The following is a 16,068-nucleotide window of genomic DNA, read 5'->3' as shown; positions in this document are numbered from 1 at the left end:
AGGCGGCAACGGGTCAGGAAGAAAGACGAGGACATCATGGACACCCTATTGAGCGTCTTGGAATCAGCGGCCGTACTGGTGGCGGGACTCACCGCCCGCGTGGGCCTCCTGCTGATTGTGCTGGCCGCGCTCTCGGTACCCGCCGTCCTGGTTCTGACAGGCATGAAAGGCGTGGACGCCATCCGGCGGCGCCTGCGTGGAGTCGTCCGGGTCGGACGCCTGTTCTGGAGCGACCAGGTGTACTACGCTCCCGGGCATACGTGGATTCGCCCCGTGTCGCGTCAGCGGGCGCTTGTCGGGATCGACGACCTCGCACAGCGCCTCTTCGCCGCCCCGCTCGGGCTGAAGCTGCCGCAGCCGGGCACGGAGGTTCACGAAGGACAGCCCATTGCCGAGGTCCGAACAGCGGGCCGCCGCGCCGCGATTGTGTCACCCGTCTCCGGCGTGATAACGCGCGTCAACGAGGCCGTGCGCGAGGACGCGTCGTTGATTCACCGCGATCCGTACTCCCGAGGCTGGTTGTTTGCCGTGAACCCGTCCGACACGGCGTTCCATAAACTGCCTGCCGGCAAGGCCGCCCGGGCCTGGTTGTCCGAGGAGGAACATCGGTTGTCGCGGTTCTACGAAGCCCGGTTGGGAGTCGCGGCGGCCGACGGCGGAGATTTTATCGATCACCCGCCTGACCTGCTCACTGACGATCAATGGCAGGCGCTCGCGTGCGAGTTCCTGGCCAACCCGTCGTAGTGGGACGGCCGCGCGGTCGCGACGCCGCAGCGAGATCGGCACGGTGATGGGGTTGACCTTCGGAGTGCAGGAGCTTCCTGGACCTCTACCTCCACCCGCCAGGGGCGCCTCCGGAGGGCGGCTCCATCACCGGCCGTAATCAAGGTCACGCCGGTTCGAAGCGCGCCGTGAAGTGCCGCAACGCCCTCGGGGCCGAGACCAGCCGGAGTCCACGAAGCTCGTCACGGCGGGACGCCACGTCAATGACGGCTTCGGCGACGTAATCGATGTGTGACTGCGTATAGACCCGGCGCGGAATCGCCAGCCGAACCAGCTCCATTGACGCTGGCTTCTCGGTGCCATCCGGACGCATTCCGAACATGACCGTCCCAATCTCCACCCCGCGGATTCCCGCCTCGACATACAGGGCGTTTGCAAGGGCGATGCCCGGATACTGCAGCGCCGGGATGTGCGGCAGCAGCGCCTTGGCGTCGACATAGATCGCGTGCCCGCCCGGGGGTCGGATAATCGGTACGCCGGCCGCGACGAGCTTCTCCCCGAGATACTCGATCGATCGAATCCGGTAGTGGAGATACGACTCGTCGACGACTTCTTCGAGCCCGCGTGCGATGGCCTCGAGGTCATAACCCGCCAGACCGCCGTAGGTCGGGAAGCCTTCCGTGAGGATCAACAGATTGCGCGCGGCCTCGGCCCACGAATCGTTGTTCATCGCCAGGAATCCGCCGATGTTGGCCAGACCATCCTTCTTGGCCGACATGGTGCACCCATCGGCCAGCGAGAACATCTCCTGGGCGATCGACTTGGGCGTCCGGTCCGCATGGGCCGGCTCCCGGAGCTTGATGAACCACGCGTTTTCGGCGAACCGACACGCATCAAGAAAGAACGGCTTGTCGTACTTGTGGCACAGTTCGCGCACCGCGTGCAGATTCTCGAGCGACACCGGCTGACCGCCGCCCGAATTGTTGGTCACCGTGACCATCACCAGCGGCACCTGATCTCCGCGTTCGTCCAGGAACTCGTCGAGCGCGGTGATGTCGACGTTGCCCTTGAATGGATGCAGCACATGCGGGATCCGTCCCTCTGGGATCACCAGATCCACCGCCTCGGCCCCCTCCACCTCGATGTTGGCCCGAGTCGTGTCGAAGTGATTGTTGTTGGGTACCACCATGCCGGGCCTGAGAATCGTGTGAAAGAGAATCCGCTCGGCGGCACGGCCCTGATGGGTGGGAATGATGTGGGTGAACCCGGTCAGATCCTTAACTGCCTGCTCGAAACGATAGAATGACCGGCTCCCGGCGTACGACTCGTCAGCCTGCATCATCGCCGCCCACTGCATGGCCGACATGGCGCCGGTACCGGAATCGGTCAGCAAGTCGATCAGCACGTCCTCGGCGCGCAACCGGAACACGTTGTACCCAGCCGTCGTCAGCGCTTCAACGCGATCCTCGCGTCGTGTGAACTTGACCGACTCGACCGACTTGATACGGAACGGCTCGATAATGGTTCGGAAGTTCATGCGGATCACATCCTGGTCACCAAACCGGTGATTAGTGAATCTTACTATGAAGGGTCTGATAACCTGTTCGTGGCGGCAGGTTGCGGACGGCATGTGCTGGCGATCCTTCGGCACACTCAGGACCGCCCAAGCAGCGTCGAGGGGCGGCTTGCGTCGGGCGGCGACGCGGAGAGAGGATTCGCTCCGCCAGAGCTCGCCGCAGCAATGGGCCATTACACCGCTGGTCGGGACGAGATAGAATTCGGTCAGGGAGTTCATGCCATGCCGCTCTTCGAGTATCAGTGCACAGCGTGCGGCCACCGTTTCGAGGCGTTGGTCGTCGGCAACAGGCAGCCGGAGACGTGTCCCCGGTGCGCCGCGCCGACCATCGAGAAGCAGTGTTCGACGTTCGGGGTCGGGGGTACCAACGGTGGCTACGGCAAGAGTTCGCGACTCGGATCGTCGTGCGCACCGGGCGGCGGTTGAGGAATCTAATCGCGGGCCGTGCGCCCGCCCCGCTCTCCGGAGACTGCCAGGGTCCCCTGAGCAGACCAAGTTCGAACGCGTTCTCCCTGCAGGCTGCCGACCAATGACTCTCTGACCCCGGCCGCCGCCGGGATCCAGGCGTGTGCGGTTTCCGCAGGATTGGTGTGCGCGGGGGCACACTTGTCGTTCCGGCAAATGCCGAACATCCGCTCCGACACGCTCGACTCCGACATTGTCGACCACAACCGCGTGTCGCGTTGTCAGACACTTTCTGTAGTCTGAGTCCCATTTCTGGCCACATTTCGTGTGGCCCGACGCAGCCCGACCGATCTTCCCGCCTCGAAATATGCCCCATTGTGCCAGATGTGTCCAAGACTGGGACGCATGGCACGATTCTTGGACACGCTGTCACCGAGCAAGAGACTGATCCATGCTGCATAGAGTACCCACGTCGCCTCTGACACCCTCGGTGGCGACCATTGACACCGGCCGGGCGTCGGCCCAGGCCAGAACCCGCTTCCGGGCTTTGGTGCAATCGCCCCTGCGGGCGGGAATCCTGCGGCATCTCCATGCCCGTCCGCACGAATCACTCGACATCGAATCGATCATGGCCGCATTCGGCCGCCTCAGGAGTGACGTCGAACACTGTGTCGGGGACCTGGTCGAGTCCGGTTTGGCTGCGGCTGATGGCAGCCCGATCCCGCGCTTCACCGCCGCCGTGCCGTGCGATCCCGATCTGGCACGGGCGCTCGAGGAGTTCCTGACCGACCGACAACGCGAGTCGATCGAGGACCGGTCACCTTCGGTGCAACGCTTCCGCGAGATGCTTGGCCACGACGAGAAGATGATGATGCTCTTCGAGTCGATCCGGACCGTCGCCAGAACCGATCTCCCGGTGCTGATCGTCGGCCCGACCGGGTCCGGCAAGGCCATCGTCGCACGGATCGTGCACGACCTCAGCAGCCGCGAGCACGAGGTGTTTCAATCGGTCAACTGCGCGGCTTTGCACGATTCCCTGTTCGACTCCGAAGTCTTCGGCTATGAACGGGGCGCCTTCGTCGGTGCCTACGAACGAAAGGCCGGCCGTCTCGAACTGGCCAATCAGGGCACGTTGTTCCTGGACGAAGTGGGGGATCTGTCGCCGATTGCTCAAGCCAAGCTGCTCCGGGTGATCGAGGATCGCCGCGCCGAACGGCTCGGGAGCCGTTCGGCCATCGACCTGGATGTCCGGTTCGTCTGCGCGACCAGTCGGCCGATCGAGGCCCTGATCGGCGAGGCGGCATTTCGCGAGGACCTGTACTATCGGATCAACGCGTTCACAATCCGGCTGCCTTCGCTGCGCGAGCGGCTGCTCGACATCCCGGTGCTCGCCGAACGATGCCTGGCCCGGTTCTGCGTGGCCCACGGACTGCCGGTGGACGCGCGACGCCTGGCGCCGGACGCCACCGAACTGCTGTTGGCGTACCCGTGGCCCGGCAACATCAGCGAACTTGAGACGACGGTCTCTCGCGCCGCGCTCTGCGCGCGGGACGGCTACGTCCACGGCGCGGATCTCCAGTTCCTGCACCCGCCGCATGTGGCTGGTCAGGACGATCGCGGCGTCCTGCTTTCGATGAAAGATGTGGAGCGCGACCACATCCGCAAGGTGCTCGGCGCGTTGAACTGGAACAAGAAGCGCGCCGCGCAGATCCTGCAAATCAGCCGCGAAACCCTGTATCGGAAGATTGCCGAGTACAAACTGGCTCAGGACGGTGGCCGCACATGAGTCCGGGCACGCGCCGTCAACGCCGGTTCCATCTCGCCTTCGTGACCCTGGTCTTCGTGCTGGGCTTCGCCGCGCTGGCGGACTCGATCCTGCGGTTCAATACGATCCAGACCGGCCCCTGGTGGATTCTGCTGGCGATCTTCGTGCTGGCGAGCGGTCGATTCGGCGTGAAGGTCCCCGCGATGGCGGCCAGCCTCAGCATTTCCGAAGTGTTCGTCTTCAGCATGGTCATGATGTACGGCGGCGAGATTGCCGTCATCACGGTCGCGGTCGACGGGCTCGTCGTCTCGCTGATTCGACGCCACCACAACGTGAAACACGTCGTCTTCAACCTCGCGGAGCCCGCGCTCTCGATGTGGGTGGCCTCGAAGATCTATTTTGCCCTGGCAGGCATCCTGCCTTTGGCCGTGATGACCCAGCCGCCCGCCACTATTCCGCAAGTCGTGCTTCCGGCCCTCGCCTTGTGCGCCGTGTACTTCCTGATGAACAGCTGGTTGAACGCGATCGCCATGGCGTCCGAATCTGGCGCGTCGCCCCTCGACATCTGGCGCAAGTACTTCCTCGGGATGTCGTTGAACTACTTTGGCTGCGCATCAATCGCGGTCTTGCTGTCAGTCAACGCCCGGGAAGTCAACCTCTACGTGATGCTGGCCATCACTCCGCTGATCTTCGTCTCGTACTACATGTTCAAATCGTCGGTCGGCAGGCTGGAAGACGAGAACCTCCACCTGGCCGAGGTGAACAGCCTCTACCTCAAGACCGTTGAGGCGCTCGCCGCGGCCGTCGACGCCAAGGATCAGGTGACACACGGGCACATCTGCCGCGTGCAGATGTACGCGCTTCAGCTCGCGCAGACGCTCGATGTCACCGACCCGAAAGAACTTCAGGCCATCGACGCCGCCGCCCTGCTCCACGATATGGGCAAGCTCGCCACGCCCGAACACATCCTGAACAAGCCTGGCAAGCTGACCCCTGAAGAGTTCGAACGGATGAAGCTCCACGCGCCCATCGGCGCCGAAATGCTGTCCTCGGTCGATTTCCCGTACCCGGTCGTGCCCATTGTCCGGCATCATCACGAGAACTGGGACGGAACCGGCTACCCCGACCGCATCAGTGGAGACGCGATTCCCATCGGCGCGCGGATTCTCTCGGTCGTCGATTGCTACGATGCGCTCCGGTCCCACCGTCCCTATCGGCGGGCGCTCTCGCCGGCTCAGGCGATGGAGATCATCGTCGAACGCCGCGGCACGATGTACGACCCCGCGGTCGTCGATGCGTTCGGGGCCATCCAGGGGGCGATCGAGGCGAAGACGGTCGAGGAACCCCTGCCGGCTGTCCTCGATCAGTTCAAGGCGGCAACGCGCGAATCTTTGGCCATCGATATGAGGCCCAGTTCGGTCCCGCTCGAGTTGCGTCTGTTCGCCACGAATGGCCTGCTCCTGCTGTACGACCAGATTTCGACCCTCGGTCCGGACGCCAGTCTGGCCGACACATGCGATGTCGTCGTCCGGTACCTCAGACGCATGGCTCCGGCAGGCCTCGTCGTGTTCTACCGGACAGAGGGCACGACCGACGAGATTATCGTCGAGCATGCGTCGGGCTTTGGCGAGGCCCTGCTGCCGGATCTTCGCATCGGCATGGGTCATGGCATCAGCGGCTGGGTCGTCGCCAACCGGCGTTCCATTCTGAATGCGGATCCCGCACTCGACGTGGGCCCCCGTTTCGACCAGCTGAGCCCGAGATTCCGCAGCGCCCTGAGCATCCCGCTGGCGCCTGACACGGAGACGACCGGCGCGGTGACGCTGTATTCGGATCAGCCGAATGCGTTCACCGATGATCAGCGCATGGCCATCGAGTTGATCAGCGGGGCGGTCGCCGAGGCGATCGAGCGCGCCTATCAGCGCTCGCTGGCGACCCACGGACACAGAGAGGCGCCGCTCGCGGTGCCGCCGATGATCGCGGGCCACATGGACGCGATCCTCGACCGCGACGTGTTCTGGAAGGGCTCGACCGGCCACGCGCTCGGCATCCTGTGCGTGCGCGCCAGGGGCGACGACGACGCCATCGATCACGCGGCGGTCGCGGTCGGCCAGGCGACACGCGTCGCCGACTTGATCTTCCGTCCGAACGCGCAGGAACTGGTCGTCTTGATGCCCGATTGCGAACCCGCGGCAGGTCAGTTGATCGTCGATCGCATCGGGGCGTCACTGCCCCGGGCGTTTGACGCCGCTGGCGCGCAATCACCTTCGCTCCAGATTGCGTTCGCCTGCGGACCTTACGACGGCGGCACGGTCAGCCAGTTGCTGGCTGTGGCCCGACGACGGCTGAGTGAGACCGAGACCGTGGCGCCCGACGCTGGGCCGATTGGCGTGGAGCCGGTCGTGTGCGTCGAGGGGCAACGCGCATGAGCGAACAGTCCTTGTCGTCCCACGTCTCTGAACGCCCCGCGCCAGGCCTGAGCGACGGCTCCCAGGGGCCAAGCGCGGCGGTGCTTCTCTCGGCCGTTGTCGTTGCCGGCGCCGCCCTCGTCGCCGGGCGTGTCTCTCTGGGCCTGACCGGTGATTTCGCGACGTTTACCGGCCTGCTCGCGGTGTCGGTCCTGACCTCCGGCATCAAGATTTCGCTGCCCATGGCCGACGGGGAGCCGAGTCTGTCGTTCTCGTACGTCGCCACCTTCGCCTCCGTACTCGTGCTCGGAATGTGGCCTACGGTGCTGATTGCCGCCGCAACCGGATGGGCTCAAGGCATCTTCCGAAAAACTGGCGCGGCCCCCTGGTACCAGAACCTGTTCGGCATGGCGACTCTGGCCCTGTCGGCCGCCGGCGCCGGCCTGGTCTACCAGTTTCTGGTGCCCCAGCCGCCCTACTCGTGGTGGATCCAGATCGGGGCTGCCATGACTGCGGCGTCGGCCTACTTCCTGATCAACACGACGATGGTGAGCCTTGCCTCCGCCATGACGTTGCAGGAATCCATGTCGAGGGTGTGGCGGAAGCAGTTGTTGTGGGGCGTGCCCAGCTACTATATCGGCGCCGGCCTCGCGATTGTCATCGTGGAACTGTCGCAGGCAGGGCTTCAATGGTGGGCCGTGATCTCCGCCGTGCCGGTGTACCTGATGTATCGCAGCTTCCGGACGTACTCCGATCGGATCGTCGACGAACAGCGGCAGGTGCGAGAACTGGCGGATGTCCAACTCGGGACCATCGAGGCGCTCGCCCTGGCGATCGAAGCCAAGGACTGCACCTCCAGGGACCATCTGAGGCGGATGCAGGCGTACGCCGAGGGGCTGGCGCGCGCCATCGATCTGACCGAACCTGAGATTCGCGGCGTCAAGACGGCCGCCATGCTCCATGACATCGGCAATCTGGCTGTCCCCGAACACATCCTGTCCAAGTCCGGCAGGCTGAGCGACGAGGAATACAACCGCTTGAAGGTCCATCCGGGTGTCGGTGCCGAGATCATCAGGTCCGTGCGATTCCCCTATCCCGTGGCCTCACTCATCCTGTCGCATCACGAACGATGGGATGGACGCGGCTATCCAGACGGCCTCAAGGGCGAAGCCATTCCAGCCGGCGCGAGAATTCTCGCCGTGGCCGATTGCTTCACCGCCATGCTGGCCGGGAGACCTCACCGCCTCGCCCGCACATATGCCGAGGCGATCGCCACGGTGCGCGAGAATGGCGGATCCGCTCTCGATCCGGCTCTGGTGGAGCGATTTATCGAGATTCTGCCGGACGTCGAGTCCCAGCTTCACGCCAGCAGGCTGGTGGCTGACGACGACCGGGCGACATCGCGGACCGCCGGAGCAGACAAAGCGCTCACTGACATCGCGGGAGCCCACCGCGAACAGCAGATGCTCCACGGCATCTCCCAGGCCCTGAACGCGTCGCTCCGGGTATCGGATACGCTCGCGCTCGTGTCGTCGTCGATGGTGGAATGCGTGCCCTTTGTGTCGTGTGCGCTGTTCCTGTTCGACGAGGAATGCCAGCTGCTTCTGTGCCGCCACGTGACCGGCACCCAGCACGACGGAATTCGCGCGATGGTGGCCTCGCAGGTGGAATCGCTGGCCGAGATGCTGCCAGTCCAGCCGATCCAGGGCCGCTCGCCCGGTGCGCGTCTGCAATCCGTGCTGGTGTCGCCTCTCCAGATCGAGGACCACACCGTGGGCGCGCTGGCGCTGTACCATACGGACAGGGATGCGTTTACCGTCGATCACCGCCGCCTGCTCGGCCGCGTCGCGACCCAGGCCGCGACCGTCATCGCGAACGCCGTGGAGTTCGAGCGCACACAGGAACAGTCGCTCACGGACGTGTTGACGGGGTTGCCGAACCGGCGCTACCTCGACCGGCAGTTCGGCCAGGAACTGGCGCGCGCTCAGCGGCAGCAGGGACGCCTGTCGCTCGTCGTGCTCGACATGGATCGCTTCAAGCAGATCAATGACGGATTCGGCCACCAGGCCGGCGACCGGGCCCTGAAGGAAGTGTCGCACGTGTTGCGATCCAGCCTTCGCGTGTACGACGTGTGCGCGCGATTTGCGGGCGACGAGTTCGTTCTTGTGCTCGGCGACTGCGATCCGGTCCAGGCAGAGCGCCGACGGCAGGAGCTGCAGTCGGCGATCGCGGAGCTGCCCTTCGAGCCGGCGCCGGGCCAGCCGGTCCAGCTCAGTGTCAGTATCGGCGTCGCGTCGTTTCCGGAAGACGGCCAGACCGTCGACGAGATGATGGCGGTCGCCGACCGCCGGATGTACGCCGACAAGGCGAGCCGGAAGACCACCACGACCGGCGCCCAGGATCGCGCCTACTCACAGCGGTGGCCCTAGCGCCCGTCGCGGCATCTCAATCCAGCCCGGTTGCTGGTATGATCCTGCGCCGGGCCCATGATACGCAACGTCTACGACGCGTTTGCCGCAGCCGCCGATCGGTTTCCTGACAGACCTGCGATTGAGATTTTCGGGCGGGCCGGTATCGACACCTATCGATACGCGGACGTGCTTGCCCTGAGCGGACGCGTGGCGAGACGGCTCGCCGCAGGGGGCATCGGTTCCGGCGACCGGTGCGCCATTCTCGCCGACAACGACGTGCGGTGGTGTTCGGCCTATCTTGGCACACTCCGATTGGGATCGGTCGCGGTACCGCTCGACACGTCCTACAAGGCGCACCAGGTCCGCACCATTATCGAGGACGCCGGCGCGGTCGTGCTCTTTACGACGGCCAGGTACCTGGCCGTCGCACTCGAGGCGACGGCGGGACTTTCGGCACCTCCGCGCCTGGTCCTGCTGTCAGGCTCGCACGCCGGCGTCGCCAGCCTCGATGACCTCGGCGATGACGCGCCTCCGCTGTCAGGCTCGTGTCCCGCAACCCAGGAAGACCCGGCGGTCACGTTGTACACGTCCGGCACAACCAGCGATCCCAAGGGGGTTGTGCTCACTCACGGCAACCTGCTGGCCGAGAAGACCGCCGCATTCAAGGTCGTCACCATCGTCGAGCAGGACCGCGTTCTCGGCATTCTGCCCCTGTTTCACGCCCTCGCGCAGGTCGCGAATCTGCTGCTGCCGCTGACGTCTGGCGCCAGGGTCGTGTTTCTCGAGACGTTGAACAGCACCGAGATGATGCGGGCCCTGGCCGAGTGTCACATCACGGCGTTCTGTGTCGTCCCGCAGTTCTACTATCTGCTCCACCAACGCGTGATGGAACGGGTTCACACCTCGCCGTTGCCGGTTCGAATCACGTTCCGAGCCCTGCTCCGGCTGAACGGCTGGCTGCGCGGGACGCTCCGGATCAATCTCGGCCGCCTGCTGTTCAGCCGCGTCCACGCCGCACTGGGCGGGCGCATGCGCATCATGGTGACGGGCGGATCGCGCTTCGATCCCAGGATCGGCCGCGAACTGTTCGCCATGGGGCTCAACATCATCCAGGCGTACGGCCTCACGGAATGTGCGGGGGCGGCGACGATCAACCGGCCAGGCGATCCTCACATCGAAACCGTGGGGGAACCGTTCGAGGGCGTCCAGATCCGGATTCTCGAGGAGCCCGCAGAGACGACCACGCGCGAACACCGTGATGGCGAGATCCTGATCAAAGGCCCGATCGTGATGGCCGGGTACCACAACCGCCCGGAGACCACCGCCGAGACGATACGCGATGGGTGGTTGCACACCGGCGACCTCGGGTATCTCGATCCGACGGGGCGCCTGCACATCACTGGCAGGAAGAAAGACGTGATTGTGCTCGCATCGGGCAAGAACATCTATCCCGAAGACATTGAACTGGTGTACGCGCAGTCCCCGTTTATCAAGGACATCTGCGTGATGGGCGTGGCGTCGCCAGACGAACCCGCCGCCGAACGGCTGCACGCCATTGTGGTGCCCGATCTGGACGTGATGCGTGAGCGGCGAATCGTCAACACGCGCGAGATCATCCGGTTCGACATCGAGGGGCTGTCGCTGCAGCTGCCTCATCACAAGCGGGTGCTGAGTTTCGACGTGTGGCTGGAGGATCTGCCGCGCACGACGACGCGAAAGGTGAAGCGGCACGCGGTCGAGGAGATGTACCGATCGAGGCTGGCCGAATCGACCGTGCCCCCCGACGCCGTCGAGTGGCGCGACGACGACCAGGCGTGGGCGACAGACTCGCATGTCTCGGCCGCCCTGCTGGCGATCCGGGCCGCCGTCAGACCGGGCGCCGCCATCACGCCCGATGCCAATCTCGAGCTCGACCTCGGTCTCGATTCGATGGAACGGGTTGAGCTGCTCGCGAGCCTCGAACACACGTTCAACGCCACCGTCCCTGAAGAAGCCGCGCATCGGATCTACACCGTCCGCGAACTGATCGACGCCTTGCGCCCGGCCGGCGGCGGCGCGACGGCCGGCACCGACCAGACGGCCGATCCGTGGGCGCGCATTTTCGCCGAAGTCGTCGACGATCCTGCGATCCAGACGATCCTGACGGATCAACCGCTGCTGACGCCGCTGACGTTTTCCGTGATGCGCGTGGTCAGCCTGGCCGCGCGCGCGTTGATCGGGCTCCGTGTGACCGGTCTGGAGCACGTGCCACTGAGCGGATCGTATATCGTGTGCCCCAACCACCAGAGCTATCTCGACGCGTTTCTGGTGGTGGGCGCCCTGCCCTACCGGGCGTTCAAGCGATTGTTCTTTGTGGGGGCAAGCGAGTATTTTGCGACGCCTGTCACCGCCTGGCTCGGCAGGAAAATGAATGTGGTGCCGGTCGATCCTGACGCGAACCTGGTCCGCGCGATGCAGGCGGGAGGCTTCGGCCTCAGGCGAGACAGGATCCTCGTGCTCTTTCCAGAAGGTGAACGGTCACCCGATGGCGCGCCCAGGAAGTTCAAGAAGGGAGCGGCGATTCTCTCCTATCAACTCGACGTGCCCATCCTGCCTGTGGCGATCGATGGCCTGCAGACTGTCTGGCCCCGTGGCAAGCCGCTCCAGTGGCGAACATTGATGCCATGGGCCGCGACGCGGTCGTCTATCGTGTTTGGAGAACCGATCAACCCGGAGTCCGGTGCCGGCACGTCGAACGAGGACCGCTACACCCAGCTCACTGGTGTTCTGCGCCGGGCCATCGTGTCAATGCGGGAGCAGTCGCAGCCCCTGTCGTAACCCGTTCGTGCGGCGAGATCTGGCGGGGTGCCGGCCGCCCGACGCAGGTTGTGAGTCCGCTCACAGAAAGAAGCCCCCGGTGACCGATCGATGATCGGTCACCGGAAGGCTCGCGCTCTATTGTTCCCAAGGCAGCTCGAGCTTCCCGAAGTGCCCGTAATTGGTGGTCTGCCGGTAGATCGGCCGGAGCAGATTCAGCTGATTGATGATGGCGCGCGGGCGGAAGTCGAACGACTGGACCAGCTCAACCGCCGCCTTCTCATCGCCGGTGCCAAACGTATCCACTCTGACCGAGATGGGCTGTGCCATGCCGATGGCGTACGCCACCTGGATTTCGGCGCGCTTGGCGATGCCCTTCTTCACAACCTGCCGTGCGACGTACCGGCAGAAATAGGCGCCGGTCCGATCGACCTTGGAAGGATCCTTGCCGCTGAACGCCCCGCCGCCGTGGCGTCCGACGCCGCCGTAGGTGTCCACGATGATCTTGCGGCCCGTCACGCCGCAGTCCGCCGATGGACCGCCGTGCACGAAACTGCCTGTTGGATTGACCAGCACCTTGACGTCGCTGTTGAACCACTTTCCGAGCACACGCGGCGCCAGGTCCGACTTCACGTAGTCGAAGATGCCCGCCTGCTTGATGTCGGCTGTGTGCTGAGTCGACACGAGGACGTGTGACACCCGGACCGGAGCGCCATTCTCGTACACCACCGACACCTGCGATTTCGCATCGGGACGAAGCCACGCGTACTTGCCGGCCTTGCGATCGTCGGCGAGACCGCGCGTCAGCTTGTGCGCCAGGAAGATGGGCATCGGCATCAACTCGGGCGTCTCGCTGGTCGCGTAGCCGTACATCATGCCCTGGTCGCCGGCGCCCTGTTCGCCTTCCTTGTTCCGGGCCGCCGTCACGCCTTGATCGATCTCGGACGACTGCTTGCTAATCGCGATGAACAACTGCACCGTGTTCGCACTGAACGGCTCGGTATCGTCGGTGTACCCGATTTCGGTGATCGCGTTGCGCACGACGTCTTCGTAGGAGACCTTGCCCCTCGACGTAATCTCGCCGCCCAGAATGACGAGGTTGTGCTTGCACATGACCTCGGCGGCGACGTGGCTGTCGGAATCCTGGCCGATGTACGCGTCGAGGATCGAGTCCGCGATGTAGTCGCAGACCTTGTCGGGATGTCCTTCCGACACCGACTCGGACGAGACGGTGTAAGGCAGATGCTGCATGTTTCCTGACTCCAACAATCGGGGGATCGTCGCGGGCGCCGGATCCCCTCAAAACACAAAAGGCTCGACGACTGAATGTCGCGAGCCCGCCCGCGACTTAGATAGTTCGGGGTCAGTCGCCTGGACTGACCTGACGCGGCCCATCAAGTCGGGGAAATCGCCGCGCGTCCGAAGGTACTACTATGACCGCCCGGATCAAACCCTGTCAAGGTTGAATCCTCCGGTATGATCGGGGCGCCCGCCCGGCACGCGTTCGCCAACCGGGAGGTGGGCCTGACGATTGCCGCCATCGCGGGAGGGATCCGCATGCGAACACTGAATGGGAAGATCGTGGTGGTCACCGGCGCGGCGTCCGGAATTGGCCGCTGTCTGGGTCATCGCTTCGCCGCCGCCGGCTCTCGTGTCGCGATCGCGGATCTGGACGTGGCGGGCGCCCGGCGCGTCGCCGCGGAGATCATCGCGGCCGGCGGCCAGGCGCACGCGTTCGAGCTGGACGTGACCAGCCCGGCCAGCGTACACGCCCTGCGGGAAGGTCTGATCGAGCAGATGGGCCCACCCGACGTCGTGGTCAACAACGCCGGCATCGTGCATGGCGGGGCGTTTCTCGACGTCCCCCTCGAACGTCACGTGGCGACGTTTCGCGTCAACGTCGAGGGGCTGGTAAACGTGACCCACGCGCTGCTGCCGGACCTGCTGGCCCGTCCAGAGGCACACCTGGTCACGATCGCGAGCGCATCGAGTTTCGTGGGACTGCCCTTCGGGTCGACCTACGGCGCGAGCAAATGGGCCGCCCTTGGCTTCGCCGAGTCGCTGCGGCTCGAACTGCGGGAGCTTGGGCATGATCACATCGGCCTGACCGCCGTCTGTCCCAGCTACGTCGGAACCGGCATGTTCGGCGGCGTCACGCCGCCGCGGCTGACCCGCATCCTGACTCCCGAACGCGTGGCGGACCTGACGGTCGCCGCGGTCCTCGCGAACCAGGCCCAGGTGTTGACGCCCTGGCTGGTCAAGCTGACGCCGCTGCTGCACGGCATCCTTCCTCGACCCCTCTTCGAGGCGGTTGCCGCCGCGTTTGGCGTCAATACCAGCATGGTGTCGTGGCGCGGTCGGGCGCTCAGTTCCGCTCCACCTCGCCTGCCGAAGTGACCACGACTTCCCCATCGAGCGCGGACGGCTCCCCGGCGGCGTCGATGAACTCGGGGGCCTGCAGGCGCCGCGTCGCCACCTCGACGGGCGCCAGCGTCTCGAGTTCCTTGGTGGCGGTGACGCCCAGTTCGCGCAGCTTCCGGGCCGACGGCAGCACGCGTCCCTCGATCGCGCCGACCGTCGCGTTGTAGGCCTCGACTGCCCCGTCGAGTTTCCTCCTCAGGTCGATCAAGTGGTCGACCATCTTGCACAGTCGATCGTAGAGGTCGCGGCCGAGCAGGCTGATCTGCTTCGCGTTCTCGGCCAGCTGCTCCTGCGTCCACCCGTGCGCCACGGTGCGCAGCAGGGCCAGCAGCGTCAGCGGGCTGGCCGCGATCACGTTCCGCTCGGCACCGAACTCGATCAGCGACGGATCGTACTGCAGAGCCGCACCAAAGAACGCCTCGCCAGGCAGGAACATCACGACAAACTCGGGCGTCGGATCGAATTGCTGCCAATACGCCTTACTCGAGAGCTGGCTGATGTGCGCGCGCACCTGTGCGGCATGGTGCTTCAAGCGGGCCTCGCGCTCCATATCATCGGGCACCTCCAGAGCATCGAGGTAGGCCGCCAGAGGCGCTTTGGCATCGACGACAATCGACTTGCCTCCAGGAAGACGGATGACGAGGTCGGGGCGCTGAACGCCCGAGTCTCCTCTGACCGACACCTGCTCGTCGAAGTCGCACCGCTCGATCATGCCCGCCATTTCGACGACGCGCCGCAATTGCACTTCGCCCCAGCGGCCGCGGCCGATCGGGGTGCGCAGCGCCCGCACCAGCAGACTGGTCTCCCGATCCAGGCTCGTGAGCTGCGCGGCCAGGCGTCCGTAGTCCTCGCGGCGCGAATTCTCCACCTGGCCCAGCGTCGCCGTCACCTGCCCGAGCGACTCCTTCATCGGCTGCAGCAGCTCGTTGATGCTCTGGCGTCTCGCGTCAAGATCCGTGCGTGCCTGTCCCTGAAGGTCTTCGAGCTTCTTGGCCGCCAGCGTCAGAAATCGCTCTGAGCTGACATTCAGGATCTCACTCGACAGTCCTTTGAACGCCAGTTCCAGCCGTTGTTCGGCATCCTGATAGACCTTGACTTTGTCGTCGTGCGCCGCTCGTTCGGCGGCGAGCGTCGCCTCGACGCGGGCCTTCTGTTCCGTCAGCTGCGACACCAACTGTCCCAGGCGCGCTTCCGCCTGCGCGACCGCCAGCGCCCCGGAATGCCCGGCATTCAGCCTCGCCAGATGCCATCCGGCGGCAAACCCGGCCGCCAGCCCGCCTCCCAACGCCAGCGCGACTTCAAGCACGATCTGCATACCGGTTGATGATGGACTCCGATGCCGTTTCGGTCAAGCGCGCTCTGAGCGCGTCTGAGTGCGCGCTCCGAGTGTTGCGCCCATTCTCCCCGTGCGGTAAGGTAGCGCCACAATCGATCGCCACCCCCGCTACACGAGGATCCGATGAGCGACGACTCGGCCAATCACATCGACCGCCGTGGCTTTCTCATGGCGGGCACCGCTCTCAGGCCAGCCGCGCCCTCCACGTCATGGAGCTGCAGGCCGAC

At 65.0% G+C, this 16,068-nt stretch carries 10 protein-coding genes; 7 read left to right on the top strand and 3 right to left on the bottom strand.

Features of this window, described 5'->3' with window-relative positions; all coding sequences use genetic code 11:
• The first annotated feature begins 36 nt into the window (after positions 1-36).
• Positions 37-744, top strand: a complete 708-nt coding sequence (locus NTV05_10320; protein ID MCX6544792.1) for a glycine cleavage system protein H — start codon at positions 37-39, stop codon at positions 742-744.
• Positions 745-889: 145 nt separating this feature from the next.
• Here NTV05_10320 and NTV05_10315 read toward each other — a convergent pair whose 3' ends face one another.
• A complete protein-coding gene (locus NTV05_10315; GenBank protein MCX6544791.1) occupies positions 890-2,260 on the bottom strand; it encodes a tryptophanase in 1,371 nt (456 codons plus the stop codon).
• Between the two features lie 261 nt (positions 2,261-2,521).
• Here NTV05_10315 and NTV05_10310 point away from each other — a divergent pair, with 261 nt between their 5' ends.
• The 5 genes from NTV05_10310 (at position 2,522) to NTV05_10290 (ending at position 12,105) form a co-directional block, all read left to right on the top strand.
• A complete protein-coding gene (locus NTV05_10310) occupies positions 2,522-2,725 on the top strand; it encodes a zinc ribbon domain-containing protein (protein ID MCX6544790.1) in 204 nt (67 codons plus the stop codon).
• A 430-nt stretch (positions 2,726-3,155) separates the two neighbouring features.
• On the top strand, positions 3,156-4,490 hold the full coding sequence (locus NTV05_10305) for a sigma-54 dependent transcriptional regulator (GenBank protein MCX6544789.1): 1,335 nt from the start codon (positions 3,156-3,158) through the stop codon (positions 4,488-4,490).
• Positions 4,487-6,898 carry an HD domain-containing protein gene (locus NTV05_10300; protein ID MCX6544788.1) on the top strand — a complete coding sequence of 804 codons (2,412 nt, stop codon included), beginning with the start codon at positions 4,487-4,489 and terminating at the stop codon, positions 6,896-6,898. Before NTV05_10305 ends, NTV05_10300 begins: the two co-directional genes overlap by 4 nt.
• On the top strand, positions 6,895-9,306 hold the full coding sequence (locus NTV05_10295; GenBank protein MCX6544787.1) for a diguanylate cyclase: 2,412 nt from the start codon (positions 6,895-6,897) through the stop codon (positions 9,304-9,306). The genes NTV05_10300 and NTV05_10295 overlap by 4 nt, the downstream gene beginning before the upstream one ends.
• 57 nt (positions 9,307-9,363) lie before the next feature.
• On the top strand, positions 9,364-12,105 hold the full coding sequence (locus tag NTV05_10290; GenBank protein MCX6544786.1) for an AMP-binding protein: 2,742 nt from the start codon (positions 9,364-9,366) through the stop codon (positions 12,103-12,105).
• Positions 12,106-12,222: 117 nt separating this feature from the next.
• On the opposite strand, the gene metK is transcribed toward NTV05_10290, so the two are convergent.
• Complete coding sequence (metK, locus tag NTV05_10285) at positions 12,223-13,335, bottom strand: methionine adenosyltransferase (protein ID MCX6544785.1); 1,113 nt, start codon at positions 13,333-13,335, stop codon at positions 12,223-12,225.
• Positions 13,336-13,560: 225 nt separating this feature from the next.
• Between metK and NTV05_10280 the strand changes: the two genes are divergently transcribed.
• Positions 13,561-14,481 carry an SDR family NAD(P)-dependent oxidoreductase gene (locus tag NTV05_10280; protein MCX6544784.1) on the top strand — a complete coding sequence of 307 codons (921 nt, stop codon included), beginning with the start codon at positions 13,561-13,563 and terminating at the stop codon, positions 14,479-14,481.
• On the opposite strand, the gene NTV05_10275 is transcribed toward NTV05_10280, so the two are convergent.
• Positions 14,450-15,820 (bottom strand): DNA recombination protein RmuC, encoded by a 1,371-nt coding sequence (locus NTV05_10275; GenBank protein MCX6544783.1) that lies wholly within the window; start codon positions 15,818-15,820, stop codon positions 14,450-14,452. The genes NTV05_10280 and NTV05_10275 overlap by 32 nt on opposite strands.
• Positions 15,821-16,068 lie beyond the last annotated feature (248 nt).

Source organism: Acidobacteriota bacterium (assembly GCA_026393755.1).
GTDB lineage: Bacteria > Acidobacteriota > Vicinamibacteria > Vicinamibacterales > JAKQTR01 > JBAXOX01.
This window is presented reverse-complemented; position numbering and strand designations above follow the sequence as displayed.

Coding starts and splice junctions, on each gene's coding strand:
- NTV05_10305 (MCX6544789.1), top strand. CDS start 3,156: ATGCTGCATAGAGTACCCACGTCGCCTCTGACACCCTCGGTGGCGACC.
- NTV05_10300 (MCX6544788.1), top strand. CDS start 4,487: ATGAGTCCGGGCACGCGCCGTCAACGCCGGTTCCATCTCGCCTTCGTG.
- NTV05_10280 (MCX6544784.1), top strand. CDS start 13,561: ATGATCGGGGCGCCCGCCCGGCACGCGTTCGCCAACCGGGAGGTGGGC.
- metK (MCX6544785.1), bottom strand. CDS start 13,335: ATGCAGCATCTGCCTTACACCGTCTCGTCCGAGTCGGTGTCGGAAGGA.
- NTV05_10310 (MCX6544790.1), top strand. CDS start 2,522: ATGCCGCTCTTCGAGTATCAGTGCACAGCGTGCGGCCACCGTTTCGAG.
- NTV05_10315 (MCX6544791.1), bottom strand. CDS start 2,260: ATGAACTTCCGAACCATTATCGAGCCGTTCCGTATCAAGTCGGTCGAG.
- NTV05_10290 (MCX6544786.1), top strand. CDS start 9,364: ATGATACGCAACGTCTACGACGCGTTTGCCGCAGCCGCCGATCGGTTT.
- NTV05_10320 (MCX6544792.1), top strand. CDS start 37: ATGGACACCCTATTGAGCGTCTTGGAATCAGCGGCCGTACTGGTGGCG.
- NTV05_10295 (MCX6544787.1), top strand. CDS start 6,895: ATGAGCGAACAGTCCTTGTCGTCCCACGTCTCTGAACGCCCCGCGCCA.
- NTV05_10275 (MCX6544783.1), bottom strand. CDS start 15,820: ATGCAGATCGTGCTTGAAGTCGCGCTGGCGTTGGGAGGCGGGCTGGCG.